This window comes from Flagellimonas meishanensis (genome assembly GCF_019880545.1).
Taxonomy (GTDB): Bacteria; Bacteroidota; Bacteroidia; order Flavobacteriales; family Flavobacteriaceae; genus Flagellimonas; species Flagellimonas meishanensis.
The window spans coordinates 79,854-104,670 of sequence record NZ_JAINVW010000002.1 but is presented as its reverse complement, the minus strand read 5'-3'; the positions used below and the strand labels follow the sequence as shown (position 1 = coordinate 104,670).

The 24,817-nt window shown below is 44.1% G+C and carries 26 protein-coding genes; 14 read left to right on the top strand and 12 right to left on the bottom strand.

Annotated elements, in window-relative coordinates; translation table 11 throughout:
• Positions 1-48 precede the first annotated feature (48 nt).
• The 5 genes from K7G75_RS07065 (at position 49) to K7G75_RS07045 (ending at position 5,044) form a co-directional block, all read left to right on the top strand.
• Positions 49-258 carry a membrane or secreted protein gene (locus tag K7G75_RS07065; protein WP_222983554.1) on the top strand — a complete coding sequence of 70 codons (210 nt, stop codon included), beginning with the start codon at positions 49-51 and terminating at the stop codon, positions 256-258.
• A 32-nt stretch (positions 259-290) separates the two neighbouring features.
• Positions 291-851 (top strand): RNA polymerase sigma factor, encoded by a 561-nt coding sequence (locus K7G75_RS07060; RefSeq protein WP_222983553.1) that lies wholly within the window; start codon positions 291-293, stop codon positions 849-851.
• A gap of 62 nt (positions 852-913) precedes the next feature.
• A complete protein-coding gene (gene lipA, locus K7G75_RS07055) occupies positions 914-1,789 on the top strand; it encodes a lipoyl synthase (RefSeq protein WP_222983552.1) in 876 nt (291 codons plus the stop codon).
• A gap of 19 nt (positions 1,790-1,808) precedes the next feature.
• Positions 1,809-2,819, top strand: a complete 1,011-nt coding sequence (gap, locus tag K7G75_RS07050; protein ID WP_222983551.1) for a type I glyceraldehyde-3-phosphate dehydrogenase — start codon at positions 1,809-1,811, stop codon at positions 2,817-2,819.
• A 32-nt stretch (positions 2,820-2,851) separates the two neighbouring features.
• Positions 2,852-5,044, top strand: a complete 2,193-nt coding sequence (locus K7G75_RS07045) for a hybrid sensor histidine kinase/response regulator (RefSeq protein WP_262420279.1) — start codon at positions 2,852-2,854, stop codon at positions 5,042-5,044.
• Here K7G75_RS07045 and lpxK read toward each other — a convergent pair.
• Positions 5,041-6,039, bottom strand: a complete 999-nt coding sequence (lpxK, locus tag K7G75_RS07040) for a tetraacyldisaccharide 4'-kinase (RefSeq protein WP_222983550.1) — start codon at positions 6,037-6,039, stop codon at positions 5,041-5,043. The genes K7G75_RS07045 and lpxK overlap by 4 nt on opposite strands.
• A gap of 48 nt (positions 6,040-6,087) precedes the next feature.
• On the opposite strand from lpxK, the gene K7G75_RS07035 reads away from it, so the two are divergent.
• Entirely contained in the window at positions 6,088-7,182 is a 1,095-nt protein-coding gene (locus K7G75_RS07035; protein WP_222983549.1) for a Nif3-like dinuclear metal center hexameric protein, read from the top strand.
• Positions 7,183-7,187: 5 nt separating this feature from the next.
• On the top strand, positions 7,188-7,967 hold the full coding sequence (locus tag K7G75_RS07030; RefSeq protein WP_222983548.1) for a zinc ribbon domain-containing protein: 780 nt from the start codon (positions 7,188-7,190) through the stop codon (positions 7,965-7,967).
• A gap of 72 nt (positions 7,968-8,039) precedes the next feature.
• On the opposite strand, the gene K7G75_RS07025 is transcribed toward K7G75_RS07030, so the two are convergent.
• The gene (locus K7G75_RS07025; protein WP_222983547.1) at positions 8,040-9,386 is read right to left on the bottom strand and encodes an FAD-dependent oxidoreductase; all 1,347 of its coding nucleotides are present in this window, start codon (positions 9,384-9,386) and stop codon (positions 8,040-8,042) included.
• Between the two features lie 136 nt (positions 9,387-9,522).
• Between K7G75_RS07025 and K7G75_RS07020 the strand changes: the two genes are divergently transcribed.
• Genes K7G75_RS07020 through K7G75_RS07005 form a run of 4 tightly spaced genes read left to right on the top strand, consistent with a single transcriptional unit; the run spans position 9,523 to position 13,128 of the window.
• Positions 9,523-10,176: a flavin reductase family protein gene (locus K7G75_RS07020; protein WP_222983546.1), complete on the top strand. Its 654-nt coding sequence runs from the start codon at positions 9,523-9,525 to the stop codon at positions 10,174-10,176.
• Positions 10,157-10,324: a DUF2256 domain-containing protein gene (locus K7G75_RS07015; protein WP_222983545.1), complete on the top strand. Its 168-nt coding sequence runs from the start codon at positions 10,157-10,159 to the stop codon at positions 10,322-10,324. The genes K7G75_RS07020 and K7G75_RS07015 overlap by 20 nt, the downstream gene beginning before the upstream one ends.
• Positions 10,293-11,591, top strand: coding sequence for a DASH family cryptochrome (locus K7G75_RS07010; protein WP_222983544.1), 1,299 nt, complete (start codon positions 10,293-10,295; stop codon positions 11,589-11,591). The genes K7G75_RS07015 and K7G75_RS07010 overlap by 32 nt, the downstream gene beginning before the upstream one ends.
• A gap of 4 nt (positions 11,592-11,595) precedes the next feature.
• Positions 11,596-13,128 (top strand): cryptochrome/photolyase family protein, encoded by a 1,533-nt coding sequence (locus tag K7G75_RS07005; RefSeq protein ID WP_222983543.1) that lies wholly within the window; start codon positions 11,596-11,598, stop codon positions 13,126-13,128.
• Positions 13,129-13,261: 133 nt separating this feature from the next.
• Here K7G75_RS07005 and K7G75_RS07000 read toward each other — a convergent pair whose 3' ends face one another.
• Entirely contained in the window at positions 13,262-13,810 is a 549-nt protein-coding gene (locus tag K7G75_RS07000; protein ID WP_222983542.1) for a ClpP family protease, read from the bottom strand.
• Between the two features lie 107 nt (positions 13,811-13,917).
• On the opposite strand from K7G75_RS07000, the gene K7G75_RS06995 reads away from it, so the two are divergent.
• Positions 13,918-14,598 (top strand): hypothetical protein, encoded by a 681-nt coding sequence (locus K7G75_RS06995; protein ID WP_222983541.1) that lies wholly within the window; start codon positions 13,918-13,920, stop codon positions 14,596-14,598.
• Positions 14,599-14,601: 3 nt separating this feature from the next.
• Here the strand turns inward: K7G75_RS06995 and K7G75_RS06990 are convergent, their stop codons facing one another.
• Positions 14,602-15,747: an MFS transporter gene (locus K7G75_RS06990; RefSeq protein ID WP_222983540.1), complete on the bottom strand. Its 1,146-nt coding sequence runs from the start codon at positions 15,745-15,747 to the stop codon at positions 14,602-14,604.
• A 133-nt stretch (positions 15,748-15,880) separates the two neighbouring features.
• Between K7G75_RS06990 and K7G75_RS06985 the strand changes: the two genes are divergently transcribed.
• On the top strand, positions 15,881-16,726 hold the full coding sequence (locus K7G75_RS06985) for an AraC family transcriptional regulator (protein WP_222983539.1): 846 nt from the start codon (positions 15,881-15,883) through the stop codon (positions 16,724-16,726).
• On the opposite strand, the gene kynU is transcribed toward K7G75_RS06985, so the two are convergent.
• Both kynU and K7G75_RS06975 read right to left on the bottom strand, forming a co-directional pair.
• Positions 16,723-17,997, bottom strand: coding sequence for a kynureninase (kynU, locus tag K7G75_RS06980; RefSeq protein ID WP_222983538.1), 1,275 nt, complete (start codon positions 17,995-17,997; stop codon positions 16,723-16,725). The genes K7G75_RS06985 and kynU overlap by 4 nt on opposite strands.
• A 56-nt stretch (positions 17,998-18,053) precedes the next feature.
• Positions 18,054-18,518, bottom strand: coding sequence for a GNAT family N-acetyltransferase (locus K7G75_RS06975; RefSeq protein ID WP_222983537.1), 465 nt, complete (start codon positions 18,516-18,518; stop codon positions 18,054-18,056).
• 62 nt (positions 18,519-18,580) lie between these two features.
• Between K7G75_RS06975 and K7G75_RS06970 the strand changes: the two genes are divergently transcribed.
• Complete coding sequence (locus tag K7G75_RS06970) at positions 18,581-19,222, top strand: O-methyltransferase (protein WP_222983536.1); 642 nt, start codon at positions 18,581-18,583, stop codon at positions 19,220-19,222.
• Here K7G75_RS06970 and K7G75_RS06965 read toward each other — a convergent pair.
• The 6 genes from K7G75_RS06965 to K7G75_RS06940 all read right to left on the bottom strand — a co-directional run bounded on the left by K7G75_RS06965 (position 19,185) and on the right by K7G75_RS06940 (position 24,655).
• Positions 19,185-19,760 carry a phosphatase PAP2 family protein gene (locus K7G75_RS06965; RefSeq protein WP_222983535.1) on the bottom strand — a complete coding sequence of 192 codons (576 nt, stop codon included), beginning with the start codon at positions 19,758-19,760 and terminating at the stop codon, positions 19,185-19,187. The genes K7G75_RS06970 and K7G75_RS06965 overlap by 38 nt on opposite strands.
• Positions 19,761-19,762: 2 nt before the next feature.
• Positions 19,763-20,041 (bottom strand): Sec-independent protein translocase subunit TatA/TatB, encoded by a 279-nt coding sequence (locus tag K7G75_RS06960; RefSeq protein ID WP_222983534.1) that lies wholly within the window; start codon positions 20,039-20,041, stop codon positions 19,763-19,765.
• A gap of 81 nt (positions 20,042-20,122) precedes the next feature.
• Positions 20,123-22,435 (bottom strand): M1 family metallopeptidase, encoded by a 2,313-nt coding sequence (locus K7G75_RS06955; RefSeq protein WP_222983533.1) that lies wholly within the window; start codon positions 22,433-22,435, stop codon positions 20,123-20,125.
• Between the two features lie 59 nt (positions 22,436-22,494).
• A complete protein-coding gene (locus K7G75_RS06950) occupies positions 22,495-23,016 on the bottom strand; it encodes a DUF6702 family protein (protein ID WP_262420278.1) in 522 nt (173 codons plus the stop codon).
• 111 nt (positions 23,017-23,127) lie between these two features.
• Positions 23,128-23,925 (bottom strand): carboxypeptidase-like regulatory domain-containing protein, encoded by a 798-nt coding sequence (locus tag K7G75_RS06945; protein ID WP_262420277.1) that lies wholly within the window; start codon positions 23,923-23,925, stop codon positions 23,128-23,130.
• On the bottom strand, positions 23,915-24,655 hold the full coding sequence (locus K7G75_RS06940; protein WP_222983532.1) for a carboxypeptidase-like regulatory domain-containing protein: 741 nt from the start codon (positions 24,653-24,655) through the stop codon (positions 23,915-23,917). The genes K7G75_RS06945 and K7G75_RS06940 overlap by 11 nt, the downstream gene beginning before the upstream one ends.
• Positions 24,656-24,817: the final 162 nt, after the last annotated feature.

The following is a 24,817-nucleotide window of genomic DNA, read 5'->3' as shown; positions in this document are numbered from 1 at the left end:
CGTTCCCGTTTCAAGGTTCATTTTGTACCTTTGCACAAAAGTTGGAACATGAAGCTAGCATTGTTGACCATTGGTATATTGGCACTCGCCTTTGCCGGGATTGCCATAAAAATATGGTCCAAAAAAGATGGTAAATTCGCTGGGACCTGCGCGAGCCAAAATCCATACCTTAACAAAGAGGGTGAGGCCTGTGGTTTTTGTGGAAAACTTCCCGATGAGCAGGAATGCAAAAAGGATTCTGTTCCCGAGCTTCAATGAATTACTGCCGCCAGCAAAGAAAATAGCATTTTTTGGAAAAAACCGATAATTCCGTAAAAGAGACCATTGTAAAGGCAAAACAGGGAAACCAGATTGCCTTCAGCAATCTTCTGGACACCTTTTGGAACGAGGTTTACGGCTTTCAGTTACTGCGCACCAAGAATGAGAACGATGCGGAGGACATCACCATTAGGACCTTTTCCAAGGCTTTTGACAAAATCCAGACCTACGATGAAGCCTACGAATTTAAGACATGGCTCATTGCAATCTCAAAAAACCTGCATGTGGACCTTATCCGCAAGAGAAAAAGAAGCCCCATAGATGGATTGGATGCCAAGGATGATGAGGTTCAAAAGGTGTTGGATGAAACACCTTCAGTTGAAGACCGGTTGATCACTGAGCAAAACCTAGCAGATTTGCTACAGGACATAAAAAAACTGAAACCCCACTACCAAAAGGTCATAAACCTGCGCTATTTCAATGAAATGACCTACGCCGATATGGCCAAGGAGCTTGACGAGCCTGTCAACAACATTAAGGTGAAATTGCTCAGGGCCAAAAAACTTTTGGCAGAGATCATCAAGAAAAAGTGACCCTTTTTCAAGCCCAGACTTTCCTTGTCAGTTTCGTATCTTTACACACCAATTTTGAGTTTATGAGTACCAGTGTAGCAGAAAACGTTATCCCACCAAAGGGAAAACCAAAATGGTTACGTGTAAAGCTTCCAACAGGAAAAAAATACACGCAGCTCAGGGGGCTGGTGGACAAGTATGACCTGCATACCATTTGCACCTCCGGGAGCTGTCCAAATATGGGCGAATGCTGGGGAGAGGGAACGGCGACCTTTATGATTCTCGGTAACATCTGTACGCGTTCGTGTGGTTTTTGTGGGGTAAAGACCGGAAGACCGGAAAGCGTGGACTGGGCAGAACCCGAAAAAGTGGCCCGCTCCATTAAAATAATGAACATTAAGCACGCAGTCCTCACTTCCGTAGACCGTGATGACCTCAAGGACATGGGTTCCATTATTTGGGCCGAGACCGTAAAAGCCGTGAGGCGAATGAACCCAGAAACCACGTTGGAAACCCTAATTCCAGATTTTCAAGGAATAGAACAGCATTTGGACCGAATTTTACAGGTTGCACCAGAGGTAATATCCCACAATATGGAAACCGTTAGAAGGCTTACGCGCGAAGTGCGCATACAAGCCAAGTATGATCGCAGCTTGGGTGTTCTGGACTATTTGAAGAAAAATGGAGCCAACAGGACGAAGTCAGGGATTATGTTGGGCTTGGGTGAAAAAGAAGAAGAAGTCATCGAAACCATGGAAGACCTGAGAAGCGTAAATGTGGATGTGGTAACCATTGGTCAATACCTACAACCCTCCAAGAAGCACCTTCCCGTAAAACAGTTCATTTTGCCGGAACAATTCAAAAAATACGAGGAAATTGGCTTGAAAATGGGCTTTAGACATGTGGAGAGCGGTGCTCTGGTCCGCTCATCCTATAAGGCCCATAAGCATATCCAATAGGCACACACTGCCCTGTGACATGAAAAAAATCAACATTGGCATAAACGGCTTCGGGCGTATAGGAAGGACCCTCTTTAGACTGCTCCATGGACATCCGGACATCTTGGTTACCGTGATCAACGACCTGGCTGATGCCAAAACCTTGGCGCATCTTTTAAAATATGATAGTATACACGGCCCTTTTGGTGCATCAATAAAGGTGGATACGGATACCATTTTGGTTGATGGGCAAAAAATACAGGTGACCAACCAAAACCATCCAAAACACATCAATTGGAAAGATTATGGGGTGGACATTGTGGTGGAAGCCACTGGAAAATTCAAGAAAAGTGAGGACTTGGAGCACCATATCAAAAATGGGGGCAAAAAAGTGATCCTTTCCGTTCCTCCGGAGGATGACTCCATAAAAATGGTGGTATTGGGCGTAAACCATGAAACCATTGAAGCCACCGACAGCATCATATCCAATGCCTCCTGCACTACCAACAACGCAGCTCCCATGATAAAGGTCATCAACGAGCTGTGCGGGATTGAGCAGGCCTATATCACCACCATTCATTCCTATACCTCGGACCAGCACTTGCACGATGCCCCACATCGTGACCTTAGAAGGGCCAGGGCAGCCTCGCAGTCCATCATTCCCACGACCACCGGAGCGGCAAAGGCATTGACCAAGATTTTCCCTGAACTATCCCATGTTATAGGCGGTTGCGGTATTCGTGTGCCCGTGCCCAACGGCTCATTGACAGACATAACCTTCAATGTCAAAAAAGAAACCTCTATTGCCGAAATAAACGCTACCTTTAAAAAGTATGCTGAAAATGAGCTCAAAACCATTATTCATTATACAGAGGACCCCATTGTTTCCATTGATATAAACAATAGTTGTCATTCTTGTACGTTTGATTCTTTGATGACTTCCGTAATCGGAAAAATGGTAAAAGTCATAGGTTGGTACGACAATGAGACTGGATATTGTTCCAGGATCATCGATTTAATAGCGTTGCTTATAAAGAAAAAATATATTTGACCTCAAATTTACCACACAAACGAATTGGTGCCATGGCACTGTTTCTGCTGTGCATGCTCCTATGCACACAGTCCTTTTTTGGTCAAAAAGAAGTAAATTCCGAAACCTCCACACAGTCTATTTTTGACACATTTTTAGAGTACCGGCATCAAAACAGGATGGACAAGGCACTGGAAAAGCTCGATGAGGCCGCCAAAATTGCCGAAAAGAATGAAGATGCCAAACTCTTGTTGGATACCTATCACCAGTACGCCAGACTTTTTTTGGAGGAAGGCGACCGGGAAACCGCCGTTTTTTATTGGGACCGGGCAAGCATTCTGTTAAAGGATATCTCCTATTCCTACGGGCAGGCCTTTCATCTGTACGTGGATGCTGCACTGCGCTTTGACGAGGGCAACAACTTTCAATCCCTCAAATCCCTTGAAGAATCAAGATTGTTGAGCAACAATAGGAATCTGAGCAACAATATCCTGCTCTTGGAGGCCTATATCTTTACCAATATAGAAAAGTACGAGGCCGCCATAAAAAACCTACATGCGCTCATCGTAAATTCTGATGACAAGGAAAGGGCCTATTTGGCGACCAAGGCCAATCTGCAACTGGCCAAGATCAGCCTCGATCTTGGTGATCTGGAAGAAGGTATCATACATTCCAAGGCCGCTTTGGAACTGGCACAAAAACATGGCTTTGCCAAGGAAATCAAAACGGCCAATGAACGGCTGGCCGTCATTTATGAGAGAACGGGAAGTTACGACCAGTCCTTACATTATATAAAAGCCCTTGAAAAAATAAAGGATTCCATTTTCAACATAGAAAAAGCAAAGATTGATGCCAAGACCGCCGACAAGATAAGGTTCGAGCACCAAATGAATGAAATCAACAAGCTTACAGCAAGAAACGAGGAATTGAGCGAGTCCAAAAACCGTTCGGAGATTACCGCAATACTCACCTCAGCCTTCCTTACTATCATATCGCTTTTGGCCGTTTCGCTGTTCAGGAACAACCAAATAAAACTGAAGACCAACGACCTCCTTTATACCAAAAACAAGGAGTTGGAGCTCGCCAGGGATTCGGCAGTCTCTGCGATGGAAGCCAAGACCAACTTCCTGTCAACGGTTACCCACGAACTAAGGACCCCATTGTATGCGGTAACGGGACTCACACACCTGTTGTTGGAAGAAGATCCGGCGGAGCATCAAAAGGAACATCTAAAATCCTTGAAGTTTTCGGGGGAGTATTTACTGAACTTCATCAATGATATCCTTCAAATCAATAAAATTGATGCGGACAAATTGGAACCGCTGATCGTTGAGTTCAAATTGCACAAAGTGCTCACTGACGTTGTGGATTCCCTACAACAAAACGCCAACGAGAACAAGACCAAGCTCGTTTTGGACTATGACCCCAATATTCCGCAACAATTGCTCGGGGATCCGATAAAAATCTCCCAAATCTTCATGAACCTTGTCGGGAACGCCCTCAAGTTTACCAAAAATGGTAAGGTGGATGTAATTGCCAAAATGCTGGATAAGAAGGAAGATCAAGTAAAATTATACTTTGAGGTTAAGGATACCGGTATCGGAATATCCGAGGACAAGCAAAAGAACATCTTTGATAGTTTTGAGCAAGGCTCCGTACAAATCAATCGGGAATATGGTGGTACCGGACTGGGACTCACCATTGTAAAAAGCTTGCTCGGGCTTTTCGGCAGCACCATCCACTTGGAAAGCGAACTGGGAGAGGGAAGTTCGTTTTTCTTTGAATTAGATCTTAAATGCGATACCAAGACCATAACGGATGAGGACGTGGCATTTGAGCTGAATCCAGAGGAATTCGATTTTAAAGGCTTGCATGTGCTGGTGGTCGAGGATAACAAGATTAACCAGGTCATCACCAAAAAGATGCTCACCAAAAAAGAGATCACCTGTGATATTGCCAATAACGGGAACGAAGCCATAGATCTGGCAAAGGCCAATAATTACGATGCCATTTTAATGGATATCCACATGCCCGGCATTAGCGGAGAGGAAGCCACGCGACAAATCCGTAAGTTCAACCAAGAAATACCAATCATAGCATTGACCGCTATTTCGTTGGATGACAGTCTGGACAGTTTCTACGATGCTGGATGCAATGATGTGGTCACGAAACCCTTCAAACCCGAGGTTTTTTATCAAAAGATAGGGGAGAATATTTTCAAGAAAAAAATGCAGGGTTCTGTTTAGAACAAGGCTTTTAAACGCTCTTCCATTATCCTTTTGTCCCGCTCAGCAAAACGGTGCGCAACTTCCAGATAAAAAAGATTATCCAACCTGCCCATCAAGCGAACATAGTCTTTTTCCGTCGTCAGGATCATATCAAAATCTTTAAAGGATGCGATATCTTTATCCGAAAAATCATGGTGGTCTCTGAATTTGAAATGCTGAAAATCGATTCCTTTTGATTGCAGAAACCGCACTAAAGGTTCCGGGCGTGCAATTCCAGTAACCAAGGCAATATTTTTGCCCCTCAATTGCTCGAGCAAGTGCTGTTCAGGGCCCGATGACTTCACTGCATTATCATATCCCAAATGGGCAAAAAGCACCTTTTGATTGGGCATTGGACCCAATTTATTCAAGATTTCTTCCCGTTTTTCCTCTGTCATGTGCTCAGGGCACTTGGTAACAATAATTACATCGGCTCTCCTGGCCTCCCTTTTACTGTCCCTTAGATTGCCCGTCGGGAGGTACCAATCATCCACATAAAGAGTATAATAGGCCGTTAGCAAAATGGAAAAGTGTGGGCGAACCTTTCTATGTTGAAATGCATCATCCAACAAAATAAGATCAGGATTTACAGTTTTAGCCAACTGTGCAATGCCATGTTGCCTGTCCGCATCAACGGCCACCGCTACCTCCATAAATTTTCTATGCAATTGGAACGGTTCATCACCCAAATCATGGACGGTATGCTCGGGTCCGGCCAGTACAAATCCCTCGGATTTGCGCTTGTATCCCCTGCTCAAAATGGCTATTTTATGGTTCCCCAACAAACGGACCAAAAACTCAATCATTGGGGTTTTTCCGGTACCACCAACGCTCAGATTGCCCACGCAGACCACAGGTGTATCAAAAGACCGGGAACGGAACACACCCACATCAAAAAGGAGATTTCTGGCGTGGACCACTACCCCATAGATCACGGAAATGGGAAATGCCAGTAAACGGAGCAATCGCAGCATGGGGCGAAATTATAATATTTTATCTTTAAGCCTCATAATAAACCCTAAATGACTGTAAAGGAAATTAGTAAAATATTGGAACAACTAGCGCCACTGGCCCATGCAGAGGATTTTGACAATGTTGGATTGTTGGTAGGTGACCCCGAAATGTCAGTAAGTGGCGTGCTTGTAACACTGGATACCCTGGAAAATGTGGTAGACGAGGCCATTGCGAAAAAATGCAATCTCATTGTGAGTTTTCATCCCATAATCTTTAGGGGGCTCAAAAAAGTGACAGGTAGGAATTATGTGGAACGTGTGGTGATCAAGGCGATTGCGAACAATATTGCCATTTACAGCATGCACACGGCCTTGGATAACAGTAAAATGGGGGTGAATGCAAAAATTTGTCAGGTTTTGGGTATAGGAAACACTGAGATACTCATCCCAAAAACACAGACCATCAAGAAATTGATCACTTATGTGCCACTGGCCGATGTTGAAAAGGTGAAATCGGCTCTCTTCGATGCAGGTGCGGGAGAAATTGGAAAATACAGCAACTGCAGTTTTAGTGTGGACGGATGGGGAACTTTTAAGGCGGGCGAGGAAGCCAAACCCAGTGTTGGAAAAGTGGGCGAAGTACATAAAGAAGCAGAGGTGCAGTTGCACGTGATTTTTTCCTTTGAAAAAGAACCCGACATCTTGAATGCGCTTTTTAATGCACATCCTTATGAGGAGGTCGCCTATGAAATAATTGTCCTTCAAAACACCAATCAGGAATTGGGCATGGGCATGGTGGGCACCCTCGATGGTGCAATGGAAGAAAAGTCTTTTTTGGAGCACGTTAAGAAAAAAATGAATGCCAAGGTCATAAGGCACTCCAAATTACTTGGGAAAAAAGTGGAACGCGTTGCCGTTTTGGGCGGAAGTGGGGCATTTGCCATATCAGCGGCAAAACAAGCAAATGCAGACGTTTTCATCACTGCAGATGTCAAATATCACCAGTTTTTTGAGGCCGAGGATAAAATCATCATTGCCGATATCGGGCATTTTGAAACTGAGCAGTTTACTAAAGATTTATTGGTTGATTATCTTACAGAAAAAATTCCTAATTTTGCAATCTCTTTATCGGAGAGCAATACAAATCCCATCAAGTATTTATAAATCATATGGCGAAAAAAAAGGATAGCACTGTAGAAGAAAAGTTGAGAGCATTGTACGACCTACAACTTATAGATTCCAGGGTTGACGAAATACGAAATGTGCGGGGAGAGCTTCCCTTGGAGGTACAGGATCTGGAAGATGATGTACAAGGGCTCAAAACCCGGGTTGACAAGTTAAAAACTGATGTCGAGACCATCAACTTTGAAATTGCGGCGAAGAAAAACCTTATTGAAGAATCCAAGGCGCTGATAAAAAAGTACTCCGAGCAACAGAAGAATGTAAGAAACAGCCGTGAATTCAATTCCTTGAGCAAGGAAGTGGAGTTCCAAGAACTGGAAATCCAATTGGCAGAAAAAAATATCAAGGAATTCAAGGCCCAGATTGAGCAGAAAAAAGAGGTGATTGCCGAAACCAAGGAAAAACTTACCGAAAGGGAAGGACACCTTAAGCACAAGAAAGGCGAACTCGATGCCATTTTGGCCGAGACCGAGAAAGAGGAAAAGGCACTGCTCAAGAAATCTGAGGAATTTGAAGAACAAATAGACGAGCGTTTGGTCAATGCATACAAGCGTATTCGCCATAATGTGAAAAATGGCCTTGCCGTGGTTCCCGTGGAACGTGGTGCTTCTGGAGGTTCCTTCTTTACCATTCCACCTCAGGTGCAGGTTGAGATAGCTTCACGCAAAAAAATCATTACCGACGAACATAGCGGTAGAATTTTGGTAGACCCTTTGCTGGCAGAAGAAGAACAGGAAAAAATGCAATCCATGTTCTCCAAGCTTTAAGCGAGGATATCACACAGAACAAAAGCCACCTTTTAGGTGGCTTTTTTATTAATTCCCAAGTCAAATCCTGAATCAAAGGGACAAAAGCTCCAGCATCCTATCCTCAACCTCTTTACTGTCCCATTTTGATTCAATTTCGGGCATTCGCATTATTTCCCGCATTATGGCCTCTTGTCCATCCCCTATCGCCAAAGCCTCGGCATAGGGTCTTTCTGAAAAAGTGACCCTGCTGTACACAGGTATCCATTTGTCCGGATGTTTTGATGCAAAATGTTTTTCAATTTTCTTTTGAAGTAAAAATTTGGGGTCCGCTGTCTTGCTGCTCATTTCAACAAAGTTGCGGTAGCTCAGTTCCGCAATGGCATCCGCGTTGGGCTTGCGTTCCTTTTGATACAGCTCAAAAATGGTCTCCCAATCGTCCCCGTGGGCTTTCATCAACCCGTCAAGCACAAAAATATCCTCGAAACCAGCATTCATACCTTGTCCGTAAAAGGGCACAATGGCATGGGCCGAGTCACCCACCAAGGCCACCTTGTCCCAATAGGTCCAGGGATAACACTTCATGGTGACCATGGCACTCGTGGGGTTCTTGAAAAAGTCACTGGTTAAGTTTTCAATCTCCTTTCGCACATTGGGGAAATATTTTTTAAAGAATTCCGTGGCCTCCCCCTTGTTCGTTATCTTCTCAAAGGAAACCTCCCCTTCAAACGGCAGGAAAAGGGTACATGTAAAACTTCCGTCAATATTGGGCATTGCAATGAGCATGAACCTACCCCTGGGCCAAATATGAAAGGAATTCTTGTCCAGTTTGTGGCTCCCATCCTCATTGGCGGGAATGGTCAGCTCTTTATAACCCACATCCAAAAAGTCCTGGGAATAATCGAACCTGCTCCTTCGCTGCATTTTGTGCCTTACCCTGGAAAAGGCTCCATCACAGCCAAAAATTATATCAAATTGGTACTCCTGCCATTCACTTTTCTCCGATTCGCCAGTGTATACCTTAGCTTCTGGAAGACTCACGTCCCATACCTTTTCATTAAAACGGAAAACCGTGCCCGCTTCTTCGGCAAAATCAATCATCCGTTTGTTAAGGATTCCTCTGGAAATGGACCAAATGGCCTCTCCTTCCTTACCATATTTTTGAAAATAGACCGGTTTGTCGTTCACGTGCATTGCCCTTTTATCCAGGGGAATGGCTATTTTTTTGATGCGTTCCTCCAATCCCACTTCTTGCAAGGTCCTCCACCCCCTATTGCTCATGGCCAGGTTGATGGACCTTCCCGAGAACTCGATGGTCCTAATATCGGGTCTACGGTCAAAAACCGTTACGGAATGACCTCTTCTTCGTAAATAAATGGCTAAGAGGGAACCCACCAATCCAGAACCGATGATGGCTATATTTTTAGAGGTCTGTGTCATAAACGCCCCGAGGGCCTCTTCTGGTTAAGCTTCAAAAATACGGATTTTGCGTATTACCGAACGACGGCCCAAAGGATAAAACCAAATGATTTTATCATTTTTGTTTATCTTTTTTATTAAATTTGTTAAACAAAATATGAAACAAATCTCAAAAGCTGACCTTGAAAACCTGCCCTCCCGCCAACGGGCAAATTTGGTCAACTCCATATCAGGATACAAATCGGCCAACTTGATTGGCACCATCTCTCCTGAGGGCACCACCAATCTTGCCATTTTTAATTCGGTTTTCCATCTTGGCAGTAACCCGCCCCTTTTGGGTTTTATATTACGCCCGCTAAGTGAGGAAAGGCATACTTACAACAATCTTAAGGCAATTTCAAGCTATACCATAAATGCCATAACGCAGGATATGTACCGCGATGCCCATCACACCTCGGCAAAATATCCTGAAAATGTATCGGAGTTTTCGGCAACATCCCTGGAAGAAAGTTTTAAAAATGGTTTTCCCGCTCCTTTTGTGAAACAAAGTCCCGTTCAAATCGGGTGCAGGTATGTGAATGAATATCCCATTGTGGAGAATGGGTGTATCCTCGTTGTGGGTGCCGTCGAAAACATCTACGTTGTTCCCAGCCTGCTGCACCATGACCATTGGGCGCAACTGGATCGGGCTAACATTATGTCCGTCATAGGATTGGATGGTTATGCCCTTCCCCATTTGGAGGACCGCTTGGGCTATGCCCGTCCCAATCAAACCCAAAACTCCATTCTTGATGGCCCACAAGAAAATTAACCTGCCAACCAAGGTATGTCCTATGTGCAAAAGGCCTTTCACATGGCGGAAAAAATGGGAAAAGGTATGGGATGAGGTAAAATATTGCAGTGAACGTTGTAGAAAATCAAGACAAAATGCAAAACAGCCTGGTTTGGTTCAGGAATGACCTGCGGGTGTCCGACAATCACAGCTTAGCGAATGCCCTTGACAGTGACAAGGTGTTGGCCGTCTATTTTTTTGACCCACGCCATTATGAACAGGGTTCCTACGGATTTAAAAAGACAGAGAAATTCAGGGCCAGGTTTCTTTTGGAAACGGTGGCGGAGCTAAAGCAAAACCTCCAAGAACTCAACATTACCTTGCTTACCTACCATGCCAAACCAGAAAGCATATTGCCCGGTTTGGTACGGGAATATGAAATAAGCCGAATACATCTCCAAAAGGAATGGACCAGTGAGGAGGCAAAGGTCCTTCAGGGTGCACGAAAGCTTTTGGGAACCAATGTTTCATTTGTTGAGACTTTTGACCAATTTTTGTTCCATCCGGAGGATATTCCCTATACATCCTTTCAAAATATACCCGAGGTGTTTACACAGTTCAGAAAAAGGTGTGAAAAACACGTATCGGTTCGTCCCTTGGTCCCATCACCACAGCCACAGCCCAAGGACAACCTAATCGATAATCCGACAGAAATTCCATCCTTGGCCGAATTGGGGTTGGACACCTTCGAAACCCATCCAAATGCTGCTTTTCCTTTTCACGGAGGCGAAAATGAAGCACTAAAAAGACTTGACCATTATTTTTGGCAGACAAAAAAGTTGGCTTTCTATAAAAAAACCAGAAACGGGCTGTTGGGAAAGGATTACAGCTCCAAATTCTCCCCTTGGCTTGCCAACGGAAGCATTTCAGCAAGAAAAATCTACTGGGAAGTGAAGAAGTTTGAAAAGGAGGTCAAGAAAAATCAAGATACATATTGGCTAATCTTTGAGCTGATTTGGAGGGATTATTTCAAGTATGTTTCACTAAAGCATGGGAATGAGATATTCAAAATTGGTGGAATTCTCAAAAAAGAATATGACTGGGGAGCGGATGAAAAGTTGAAAAATGCCTGGATCAGCGGAACAACACAAGAATCCTTTGTCAATGCCAATATGAAGGAAATAAAAGAAACAGGCTGGATGAGCAATCGGGGAAGGCAAAATGTTGCCAGCTATTGGGCCAAGCATTTGGAACAGGATTGGCGAATCGGAGCGGCCTATTTTGAGTCCATGTTATTGGACTATGACGTGCACAGCAATTGGGGCAATTGGATGTACAACAGCGACGTGGGCAACGATCCAAGAGACCGAAAGTTCAACATTCAAAGACAGGCCGAAATGTATGATCCCAGCGCAAAATACCAGAATCTATGGCTTCAACCTACCTTGTTCTAAAATCATGAAGACGCTTCGATTGATTCTTGGTGACCAACTGAACAGCAACCACAGCTGGTTTGTTGATGTGGATGATGATATCCATTACCTAATGGCCGAAATGAGGCAGGAAACCGACTACGTCAAACATCATATTCAAAAGGTAGTGGGCTTCTTTTGCGCTATGCGGAATTTTGCCCAGAGCCTGAAGGAACAAGGACACCAAGTCCATTATTTGAAAATTTCGGACTCTGACAACCCACATGGATTGGAAGAAATCATCAAATGGCATATTGATCAGAACGATATTGAGAAATTCGAATATCAGCTGCCAGATGAGTACCGACTGGACCAACAATTGAAAGAAATTTCCGAATCCCTGGAAATTGCTTCGGAATCCGTGGACACCGAACATTTTTATACCTCACGTGAAGAACTCAAGGATTTTTTTGAGGGCAAAAAACAACTCCTGATGGAAAGTTTTTATCGCATGATGCGGGAAAAACACGAAATCTTGATGGCTGGTGAAGAACCTGAAGGGGGCAAATGGAACTTTGACCAAAGCAATCGCAAAAAGTGGAATGGTTCACCAGACATTCCCAAAGAGCGAAGCTTTAACAAAGACATATCCTTATTACTTTCAGAAATTGAAGATGCCGATATTGACACTTTTGGCAGTATCGATGCAAAAAAATATCCATGGCCGACCAGTCGGGAAGAATGCCTGGAAGTTTTGGATTACTTCTGCTCAAAATTGCTCCCCTATTTCGGGGATTATCAAGATGCCTTTCACACAGACGAAAAATTCTTGTTCCACTCTAGACTTTCCTTTGCCATGAACAGCAAGATGGTATCCCCACAGGAAGTTATCAATAGGGTTTTGGACCATTATTATGAAAACAAGGATGCCATCGATATTTCCCAGGTCGAGGGGTTTGTGAGGCAAATTTTGGGATGGCGGGAATATATGCGCGGGGTGTATTGGAAAGAAATGCCAAAATATGCCCAATTGAACGAACTCAAAAACAAAAATTCCCTTCCAGAGTTCTTTTGGACAGGAGAGACAAAGATGAACTGCCTAAGGCATTCCATATCCCAAAGTCTGGAGGAAGCCTATGCACACCACATTCAACGGCTTATGATCATAGGAAACTTTGCGCTGTTGACACAAACCGACCCCGATGAAGTCGATGCATGGTATCTGGGAGTGTACATTGATGCCATAGAATGGGTGGAAATCACCAACACACGGGGCATGAGCCAATATGCCGATGGGGGAATCATTGCGACCAAGCCTTACGTGAGCAGTGCCAACTACATCAACAAAATGGGCAATTACTGCAAGGGGTGTACGTATAAAATTTCAAAAAAAACCGAAGAGGATGCCTGTCCGTTCAATGCGTTGTACTGGAATTTTTTGGATGAAAAAAGAGAATTCTTTGAAAACAACCACCGTATGTCAATGATGATGAGCCTTTTGGACAAAAAAGATTCAGAGGAAATGGCGGCCTTACGCAAACGCGCCCAAGAGGTTATCAAAAACCCGGATAAATTTTAACTTTTTGTTAGAATCTTATGGTATTGCTTTTGACGTAAATACCATAAACATTCCGCTTCGGCGTCCATATATATTAAAAAGTCCTTCACAATATATTGCGAAGGACTTTTCCTTTTATCTTGATAGGCGATGTTTACTTCAAGATTTCGTCCACAATCCCATATTCCAAAGATTCCTCGGCCCCCATCCAAAAATCGCGGTCAAAATCCTTCATGATCTTTTCAAAAGATTGACCACAGTTATCCGCCAATATCTTGGCCCCCAACTCTTTGGTCTTTATGATTTCCTTGGCCTGTATTTCAATATTGGAAGCTTGTCCCTGGGCACCTCCACTGGGTTGGTGGATCATGACCCGGGCATGGGGTTGTATAAAACGTCTGCCCTTTTCTCCCACGGAGAGCAAAATGGAACCCATGGAAGCCGCCAGGCCCGAACATACGGTCGAAACCGGGCTATTTATCTGTTTGATGGTATCATAAATGGCAAAACCGGAGGTAACATAACCCCCAGGACTATTTATGATCAGTTGAATCTCTTTATTATTGATAAGATCTAGATAGAGCAATCGGTCTATGACGTGCTTTGCGGAATCATCATCAACCATTCCCCACAAAAACACTTTGCGCTCTTCCAGTAATTTCTCTTGAATCAACTCTTGTACTTTTCCTTTTTTTGAACTCATTTTTTTATTTGTTGAACGGCTTCAAAAATAATCAATTAAAAACATACGGCGGAATCATTTAATTTTGGAAAACAAGAGTCAAATCAAACGTTTCTCAAAAAAAGGTTATGAAATACATTTTCGCCATACTTGTTTTTGCCACAGGCCTTGTTCTTGGCTGCAAAGAGGGCCCAAACAAATCAGAAAAGAAAGAAAAGCCAGCGCTTAGCATTCCTGAAAAAATTGCGTATGCCCATGGGTATGGGCATTGGGGTTCCGTTGGCTCAATCGCGTTCACCTTTAATGTGGACAGGGATACGACACACTTTGAAAGAACGTGGATATGGAAACCGAAAACCAATGAAGTGACCGCAATTACGCAAAACGATACCCTGACCTACCATAGAAAATCCATGGATAGCATAGCGCACCAGACCAATGCTGGCTTCATCAATGACAGATATTGGCTGTTGGCCCCTTTTAACCTAGTTTGGGATGCAAACAGCTATGCATTTGAACATGTCGCGAACCAAATTGCACCGATCAGTGGGGAACCCATGCAAAAATTGACCATAGTTTATGAGAATGAAGGTGGGTATACACCGGGCGATGCCTACGATTTCTATTTTAAGGATGATTTTTTGATCCAGGAATGGACGTTCAGAAAATCCAATCAAGCGGAACCTTCGATGTCCACAACCTGGGAAAAATATGGAGATTTTGGAGGACTTATACTTCCCCAGGACCATGTAAAGGCCGAGCCTGGCTTTAGCTTAAATTTTACCAATATTGCTATTGAAAAAGAATGAGTCCTAACGGCGACGGCGAAGAAAAAAAGTGACCATCAACACAAAAAAAGCAGCACCCAAAAGGGTATAAAAGCTAAGCCGTAACGAAGAACTCTCAGCCAACAACCCAAGAATTACGGGGCCCACCAAAAAGCCAGTATATCCAGTTCCCGCTATGAACGAAACCCCCTGGGAAGAATCGACCCCCCTCACATTACCCCCAATTCGGAACAATTCTGGGACCATGACCGAAAAGCCCAGTCCATTAAGCGCAAAGCCGATAATCGCCAAAAAAGTCTGTTCCGAAAGCACCAGTCCGTAACCTATGATGGCCACCAGGGCTCCCAAGGTCACCAATTTGACCGAACCAAAACGCTCGCTGATGCCATCACCCAAAAAACGCCCAAGTGTCATTGCCGAAGAAAAGGCCAAAAATCCCGACCCTATAAAAGCTTCTGGCGCCAAGGTTATCTCCTGGAGATAAAGCCCACTCCAATCTACAATGGCCCCTTCACTGGCCATAGCAATAAATCCTATGATTCCAAGGAGCAACAGCGGTTTGAAGAGTCCAAAACTGAAAGGTTCTTTCTCCACAGGAGCAGCTACAATATGGATGTATTTTTTATAAAAAAATAGATTGATAATAAGAACCAGGGTCACGGTGCCTGCCATATGGAGCAGAGGACTGCCGATGATGGGAATTAAAAAACTGCCCAGTCCCACTAAAATACCACCCAAACTGAAAAATCCATGGGCCGCAGACATGAAGTTCTTCTTGTCCTCTTTTTCAATTTCTGTTACCAAGGTATTCATGGAAATGTCCGTTATGCCATTGGCCATGCCAAAAAAGAAAAGACTTATCATAAGCAAATGATAGCTGGGGACCATAAGTGGAAAAAGTGCCGTAACGCTACAAAAAAGTACTCCCAGCCATGTGGCCCTACCTACACCCAACCTATTGACGATCTTTGGGGCAAGGGGAAAGATGACAAAAACACCGAGTGACAGACAAAATAGTGCAATGCCCAAATCAGCCTTGTCTATTCCCAGTTTTTCCTTGACGCTTGGAATATAGATGGCCCAGGTACCGAACCAAATATTAAGGCTGGTGAACACCCATGCCGGTGCAAAGTAACGTGACTTGGAAAAAATTAGCAGCAATGATTTCATACGCAAAAATATGAAGGCAAATTAACTCCACTCCTTCCAAATAGTTTAGCATATAATATGCCGATTATAAAACATTTTATTCATAAGGAATAAAAAAAATACCTCTATGTGTTATTTTTGACCTATGAAACCCATGTTTGAGTCCATCAACTTAAAGGTGAACACTTCTTTGAAGGTTGAAACCTATGGCAATGGTGATTACTGTGAATCGGCTGGTTGGCACATCCACCCGGAATATGAGCTGGTGTATGTAAAGAGCGGTTCGGGGCAGTTGAACATTGGCCCGAAAAAAGTACCCTATTACAATGGGGTTCTTTTGTTTTTGGCGGGAAACATTCCGCATGGGGATTTTGGCAACAAGGACCACGGGGATAACCAAGAGGTGGTGATCCAATTCAGTAAGGACTTTCTGGAAGAAAAATTAAAGGTGTTTCCCGAGTTCTCGGAAGTCCAGCTATTGGCAAAAAAATCGAAGCAGGTTCTCATCTTTGATGGTACCACCCACAACATGGTCGGTAGTGACTTTCTAAGTTTTAAGTTTCTGGATTCGCAGCAAAGGCTCATCAACCTACTTTCCATTTTGTGCAAACTATCCAAGCATGGAGTTTACCGTCCACTTTTTGATACCCTTCCCATGGACAATTTCAGAAAAGAGGAAATACTGCGGTTGGAAGAGATTTTTGAATATGTGAACAAAAACCATGACAGTAAAATATCCGTGGAGGAGATTTCTTCAAGCTTGGGACTAACACCTAACTCTTTCAGCCGTTTTTTCCGAAAGATCACCGGTAGGCGATTTCTGGATTTTGTAAATGAATTCCGAACCAGCAAAGCAGTTGAGTTTTTCAATTCAGGACCCTCCGGCATTTCGGAAGTGATGTACCAATGTGGTTTTAACGATCCTTCCTATTTTTCGAAACAGTTCAAAAAGTATCAGGGTACAAGTCCGTCAGAATATATTCGAAGCCGCTACGCTTAGCCGGATTTGGATAGAATTCCGGTTTTTAGGACCTGTCCAAAATTATACATATCGGCAAATGAGCAGTAAAAAGGTGCTGGGGCCAGTCGGATGACATTGGGCTCACGCCAGTCCACAATCACCCCTTCTTTCATCAAATAATCGAACAGAGGTCGACCTTCACCATGCAAGAAAACTGAAAGTTGGCAACCTCGTTCTTTGGGAGTAATGATTTCAAAAGTGCTATCCACCTCTTTGTCCACTTCATGCAATACAAACTCAAGAAATGCAGTAAGCTTTTTTTGTTTCGCAATAAGGGCATCCATGCCTACCTCATCAAAAAGTTCCAACGATGCCAAATAAGGTGCCAAAGACAAAATGGGTGGGTTGCTCAACTGCCACGCATCGGCGGTTTCAATGGGGTCGAACTCGGGCTGCATTAAAAACCGGGTTTCTTTTTTGGTGCCCCACCAGCCTTCAAACCGAGGAATATCCTTTTTGTCCAGATATCTTTCATGCACAAAAATTCCCGAAGCATTTCCTGGACCGCTGTTCATGTACTTGTAACTGCACCAAGCAGCAAAATCCGCATTCCAGTCGTGCAGTTTTAATTCCACATTGCCCACCGCATGGGCCAAATCCCATCCCACAAAGGCTCCAACGGATTTCCCCGCCTCTGTGATTGCTTTCATATCCAATACTTGTCCATTGTAGTAATTCACTCCGCCAATCAGAACCAAAGCCAATTCATCCCCAATTTCCTTGATTTTTTGGATAAAGTCCTCCGTTCTCCAATGATGTTCCCCGGGCCGCTTCTTAACCTCTACAATTGTATCCTCAGCCTTTAGTCCGTGGAATCTGGTTTGACTTTGCAGCATGTATTGGTCGGATGGAAAAGCCTTTTCCTCACAGAGTATCTTGAAGCGCTTTTCCGTTGGACTGTAGAAGGAAACCATCAATAGATGCAGGTTTACTGTAAGTGTGTTCATGACTGAAATTTCCTGTGGATGCGCACCTACTACTTTGCCCAAGCCTTCCGCCAATCGTTCGTGGTAGTCCCACCAAGGTTTTTCAGCATAAAAATGCCCCTCCACGGCCAGTTCCCGCCAATCTTTCATCACGTCGTCCACAAATTTTTGTGTGCGCTTGGGTTGCAGGCCCAGAGAATTTCCCGTAAAATAGATTACGTCCTTCCCATTGACCTGGGGATAGTGAAATTCTTCTCTGTATTTTGAAAGTGGATCGGATGCATCAAGCTCTTTGGCGCATTCCAATGTATTTTGGAAAGTCATGCTGCTTTTGGTTTGATCAAAAATACAACTTGTATGGGTATTGGGCTTGAAATCTCCTATACCAATCGCATTTCCACGATGTGTTTTTTAAACCCTACTTTTTCGTAAGCCTTGATTGCGGGAATGTTGTCTTCGTATACAGTTAGCCTTACTTCCTCCAAACCTCGCTGTTTGGACCACTCGAGCAATCGTTCCATGATCAATCCATTGATTCCCTCTCCCCTAAATTCGGGATGTGTATACATAAATCCCAAGTAGGAATAGTATTCATGGTCGAGATAGTGCCTGGCACTTCTTTTAACGGCATACCCGGAGGAAACTATTCTTCCATCAACCTCTGCCACAACCACTAAGGCTTCATTATCTTCAAGAAGTTTGCCCAGATCATAATAGCTTACCGGGTCTTCCCGAATGGTTGGGTCAAAGGGGCGTTCTGCCCTGATGAGTTCCTGTTCAAAAGAAAGCAATATTGGCAAATCTTTGGCAGTTGCTTCCCGTACTGTTGCTTTTTTGGTAGTCATAGGCCCGGATTAAAAGTAAAACCAATGTAGTTCTTTTCCCTATTTTTGCGAAAAAATAGGGCATGCATTTCTTGTCTCCTGTATTGGAAAAGTACATTTCGGACCACTCCCAGGCAGAACCAGGGTTACTTACTGAATTGACCCGCGAGACACATTTGAAAGTAGTGCAGCCCAGAATGATCACTGGGCATTATCAGGGCAGGGTGCTCAGTTTGCTGTCAAAGATCATTCGGCCAAAATATATTCTTGAGATTGGCACCTATACTGGCTATTCCGCGCTCTGCTTGGCAGAAGGTCTTCAGTCGGACGGAAAATTACATACCATTGAGGTCAATGAAGAACTCCACAGGATTCAAAGAACCTATTTTGACCGTAGTGGTTTCGGAACACAAATTGTGCAGCACACGGGTGACGCACTCCATATAGTGCCGCAACTTGAACTGTGTTTCGACCTGGTTTTTATTGATGCGCATAAAGTGGACTACGATGCCTATTTTGAGGCCGTGATGCAAAAGACCAAATCTGGCAGCATCATACTTTCTGATAACGTGCTATGGTCCGGCAAGGTGGTGGAGCAGGTTCCGGAATCTGATAAGGCGACAATGGCCTTGATCGAGTTCAATAAAAAACTGAGCAATGACTCTAGGGTAGAAACCGTGATTCTTCCTATTCGGGATGGCCTGACCTTGAGTAGGGTGAAATAAATTTATTGTACAGTTTATAGAACAAAACCCCGCAGCAAATCCCCACCATGGCCCCCACAATAATGTCCGAGGGATAATGAACGCCTACATAAATCCTGCTGAGGGCAAAAAGCACGGGCCAAACAAAGAAGAGCAATGCCCAAATGGTCTTTTTGCGCAGGAAGAGGTACATCAAAATTGTAAGCGAAAACGAACTGGACGCGTGTCCTGAAAAAAAACTGTAATCCGTTGGAGAGTGCAGAATACGGATCAAGGTGTTTATTTCCTCCGTATTGTTAGGCCGCAGGCGTGCCACGGATATTTTGGTAATATAAGTCAGGGAGAGCACAAAAATCAGTAGCCCCAAGGCGGTCCATACCCTAAGTGTTGCCTCCCGATTTGGAAATTTTTGGAAAAGAATGATAATGAACAGCATGAAAAGTGGAATCCAAGTACCGATATGGGTAACTATGGACCAAAAGGAATCATAGGATTCAATGCCTAAACTATTGAGGTAGATGAACGCATCCCGGTCCCATTCGAGCAGTTTTTGCCACATGTTTATTTGGTGCCCCTTTTGACCGCCCCGGTTACCTCATCCACATTTTTCTTGACCTCGTTCAGCTCATTTCGGATATCTTTTGTGAAGTCGGTATCGATACCTTGCTTTTCGGCGCTCTTTTGAATTTCGCGTTTAATATCGTCCGTGGCATCGCGCAATTGGCGCATGCCTTTGCCAAGTCCCTTTGCTATTCCCGGTATCTTATCGGCACCGAAAACCATGACCACTATGAAGAGGATAAAAAAGATTTCAGCACCGCTGATAAATAGAGCCATCATGCCACAAATATAATCAGAAGTTGGGTTGAAAATAAAAAAGCCCCATGAAATCATGGGGCCTTTAACAGTTGTGCGTTTTTTTTAACCTTTGATGTTCTCCTTGAATTTTTCAAAGTCGGATTTCTCATCCTTTGAAGGCCAAGCGTTGTTTGTGGTGTCTATATCCGCTGTCTCCAATTTGGGGTCGACCACAATGCCCACCAACTCTTTTTGCGAAGCCATGACACGGCTCACTTCAGCATCGTTCTTTCTCCAAATTTGAGGCGGATAGGTTATGCTCTCCTTGGTTCCATCGGCATAGGTGTATTCCACAATCAATGGCATTGGAATACCTCCAGGTTTTTCAAAGGTAATCTCATAAAAATACTTTGGCTCCTTGACCTGGGTCCTTTCGGCTTCGGTCATATTGTCCATCATAAATTCCTTCAGGTTTTGTGAAGTTTCGGTGGGCGACTTTCCTTTAAGCTCAGGAACAAAATCCTCGCTGTCCTCCTCGGCCAAATATACCAAGGGTGGCAAATCGGCCTCCGTAAGGTTTCTGTCTGCCATATATTTCTCCATCTCCTTGGTGGGCTTATTGCTCACATAATATTTCTTCACTCCCTTTACACCAATATCCACATAATCAGTGGTATAGAACCAACTTCTCCAGAACCAGTCCAGATCCACGGCAGAGGCATCTTCCATAGTCCTAAAGAAATCCTCAGGGGTTGGATGCTTGAACTTCCAACGCTGGGCGTAGGTCTTGAAAGCATGGTCGAACAATTCTTGGCCCATGACGGTTTCCCTTAAAATGTTTAAGGCGGTGGCAGGCTTGCCATAGGCATTGGGCCCCAACTGATGCACATTTTCTGGGTTGGACATGATCGGCGAGATGAAATTTTGGTCACCGCTCATGTAGGGAACTATTTTGGCGGGCTCTCCCCTTCTGGAAGGGTATTTTTCATTTGGGGCAATAACCTCTGGGTAGTTTTTCCCAAATTCCTGTTCAGCGAGGTACTGCATGAAGGTATCGAGTCCTTCGTCCATCCATCCCCACTGGCGTTCATCCGAATTGACGATCATAGGGAAGAAATTGTGTCCCACTTCGTGGATGATCACACTGATCATCCCAAACTTGATCCTATCGGAATAGGTGCCATCCTCATTGGGGCGCCCGTAGTTCCAACAAATCATGGGATATTCCATCCCTTGGTTTTTGGCGTGTACGGAAATCGCCTTATGGTATGGGTAATCAAACGTGTGCTTGGAGTACGTTATTAAGGTCTGTACCACAGCCTTTGTTGATTGTTCTTCCCACAGCGGGTTTCCTTCCTTTGGATAAAGTGACACGGCCATTACGTCCTTGCCACCGATCTTAACGGCCTGCATATCCCAAATGAACTTGCGCGAAGTGGCAAAGCCATAATCACGAACATTGTTCGCCTTGAATTTCCAGGTCTTCTTTTTCTCTGAAAATCCTTTTTCCGCTGCTTCTGCTTCTTCTTGGGTAACGATGATGACAGGCTTGTCATACGACTTTTGTGCCTCCTTGTACCGTTTCATCATTTCTTTGGAAAAGACCTCGTCCCTGTTCAAAAGTACCCCGGTCGCATCCAAAACATGATCGGCCGGAACCGTGATGTTCACATCGTAGTTTCCAAAAGGCAATGCAAACTCACCACTCCCCCAAAATTGATGGTTCTGCCATCCCTCCACATCGCTGTATACGGCCATTCTGGGGAAAAATTGTGCGATAACGTACGCTCGGTTACCGTCTTTCGGGAAATATTCGTATCCGGAACGGGCACGGTTTACCGTATGATCTGGAATATTGTACCACCATTTGATGGAAAAGGAAATCTTCTCCCCGCTTTTAAGCGGTTGCGGAATATTCACGCGCATCATGGTCTGGTTGATGGTATGGGACAAGGGCTTGCCATTGGCATCCTTAACAAATTCAATATTGAATCCTCCGTCAAAAGGCTCATTGACAAAGGTCTCTGCAAAATTATCCGCAGTGTAAGCAATGTTCACGCCATCACCATTCCTTAGGGGCGATTTTGAATCCTTTGCCCTAACATTCTGGTCCAACTGCACCCAAAGAAACTCCAAATCGTCCGGTGAATTATTATGATAGGTAATGGTTTCCTCTCCATAGATTCGAGCATTCTTGTCATCCAGTTCTATGTCCATTACATAATCTGCCTGTTGCTGGTAATAATCGGGACCTGGGGCCCCGGAGGCCGATCTATAGGTGTTGGGAGTGGCAAACTCCTCATACATTTGCTTGAATTTACTCTGGTTGTAATGACCCGGTTGTCTTTCCGGCTTGGCATCCCCCTCTTCCTGGGCCATGGCCACTGCTCCGATAAGAAATAAGACAGAGGCAAAACAATACTTGATTTTGTTCATATTCTATTGATTTTAAAGCGGCTTAAATTAGTTTTTTTTAACCAATTGTTAAGATGATGTTACAAGTTTAACATTCCTTTATTATTCTCTCTAAAAAGCACAAAACTCTTTTTATTGTCCTTCCATTTTATATGTACAATGTTCTGCTGCTCTTCGAATAGATCCGTAAGGACTTCGTTCTGGACGGATATTGTTTTGATTTTGTCCAACTCCACATTTTCAACTTCCATGTAGAAGATGACCACGTCATTGTCATATTTTTTCCCCAAGAAGGTGTACGGGGCCAGTTCCCCATCCAACTCTACCAAAAACTTGGTCCTTACATACTTTTCAATGTAAAAGTCGCTCACCTTTGACTCCTCGGAGGTGGCCAATCTCGTTTTGATGTCATAGCGCTGTTCGAGCACATTCTCCAAATCGTCAATGAAAACCCGGCTTGTTATCTGAAATGCATCTGTGTCATCGGAATAGACCAAATTGGTGACGCTCACGTAGAATTTGTGCGCCACGGAAAATGAAAGAAATAGAAAAACGGAAAGCGATAACGCTATGGTCTTGGCTTTTTTCAAGTTCATTTGCATAGTAGACCCCATTTTAACTATTTTGTTACACCTCATTTTATCATTTTTTTTGATTGCCTGTATTTGATGCCATCACCGGAAAGATGCAAAAGGCATGCCAAGGAAAACTGTTCAATCCAGTTCATTTTCCCTTCGATACAAACGGCTTTTTTCTACCATAAAATCCCAAATTTTCAATTTGTCATGAGAATCTACGATGGTTTGGAAGGCCTCATCCACCTCACAGAAATACATGAAGTCGTCAATCTTTTCCATAGGGATCTTCAGTGCGGTCAAAAAAAGTGAATCCGCATAAAAATCCTGTACCCGTTGTGTTCTGGCATACTCGCCATCTACTTTTACCCTGTTCTTTAGCATTTTGGTGCGTCCAGTAATGGCATTGATTATGGGATCTAACGGTGGCGACAGGATCATCATTGGATTGAATTTTCCATAAGTGGCCTGCATCAGTTTACGTTCACTTTGGGAGGGAATGGATCTATGTGCATTTGGCAAGTTTAGGGCTTCGGCACTAACATCCTTCTCCAGGGTTAGCTTTGTAAGGTCCTGACTCAAATCGCCGGAAAGGTCGTAGGGTTTGACCACTACTTCCCGCAATTCATTTACAAATTCCTCCAACCGGATGGTGAAAAAATTAGTGTTCCACAACACTTCGTTCACGGGCAATACTTTTCTTTTGTATTGGACAGCCGAAAAGACCAGCGTATCGTTCAACTGGGCGGTGATGGAGAAAAAACCGTCGACATCCGTAATAACGGCCCGCTCCGATACTATGTTCTGGACCACTACACCCACCACGTCACCGTCCGAAGCAACAACTTGCCCTCGCAGTTCCTTGGTCTGGGGGTTTTGCCCCATGGCAGAGATCCCCGTCAAAATACATAATGGAAAAAGTAACCTACTCTTCATTCAACGTATCCAGATATGCCTTGCTCTGGGTCACCAAAAAATCGATCAATTGAAATTCGTTTTCCTTGCGGAGCAGGGATTGGGAAGGCACCTTGTCATCGCAATACAGTAGAAAAGCATCAATCTTGTCCTGTGGAAGCTTTAGGTCCACCACAAAAAACTCATCATCATAAACATAACGGAGCGCTTCACTTACCTTTAGGGGTGGGCGTTCCTCTCCATTGGCTTTCTGGGGCTTGAAAAGTGCCTTGAATATGTTCACGAAGTTGATACCGTCGCGCATGCCCCGCACGGTTCGGGATTCCGCGATATTTTCTACCTCGGTTCCCCGGTCAATCTCGTAGTCGTACTGCTTGAAATCCTCATTTTGGACCCGTAAGAATCTTTCCTGGTTCTCTGGCGTGACGACCACCTCGTCCAATTCCCTGATTTTCTCGTCCACTTCCACCACCAGCCTATTATTCCGTAGTATTTCTTCCGTAATGGTCACTACCTCCAATTGATAATTTACCGCTGTGAAGACCAACTGGTCCCCTGCCTTCACCAAAATGAGGAACTCGCCATTGTCATCCGTAATGGTGGCCGCTTCCGAAGTAGAATTGACAACATGTTCGTTGGGAACATTGCCCCCCTTGTACAGTACCCTACCCCGCAACACTTGTCGATTATCCTGGGCGGTCAACAATGTTGAAATATTGAAAAGAAGCGCGATAAGCATTAGTTTTTTCATGAACATGTCGTTTGCAACAAGTTAAAGAAAACCCTTGAAGCGCAGATAAAAAAATAAACCTATTCTAATTTTTTGTTAATTATCGCCAATTGCGTCCAAATGGCCTCCTGCCATTCACCCGTGAACTGCGTATTTGGACGGTAATTGTTCAAATTATCCCAT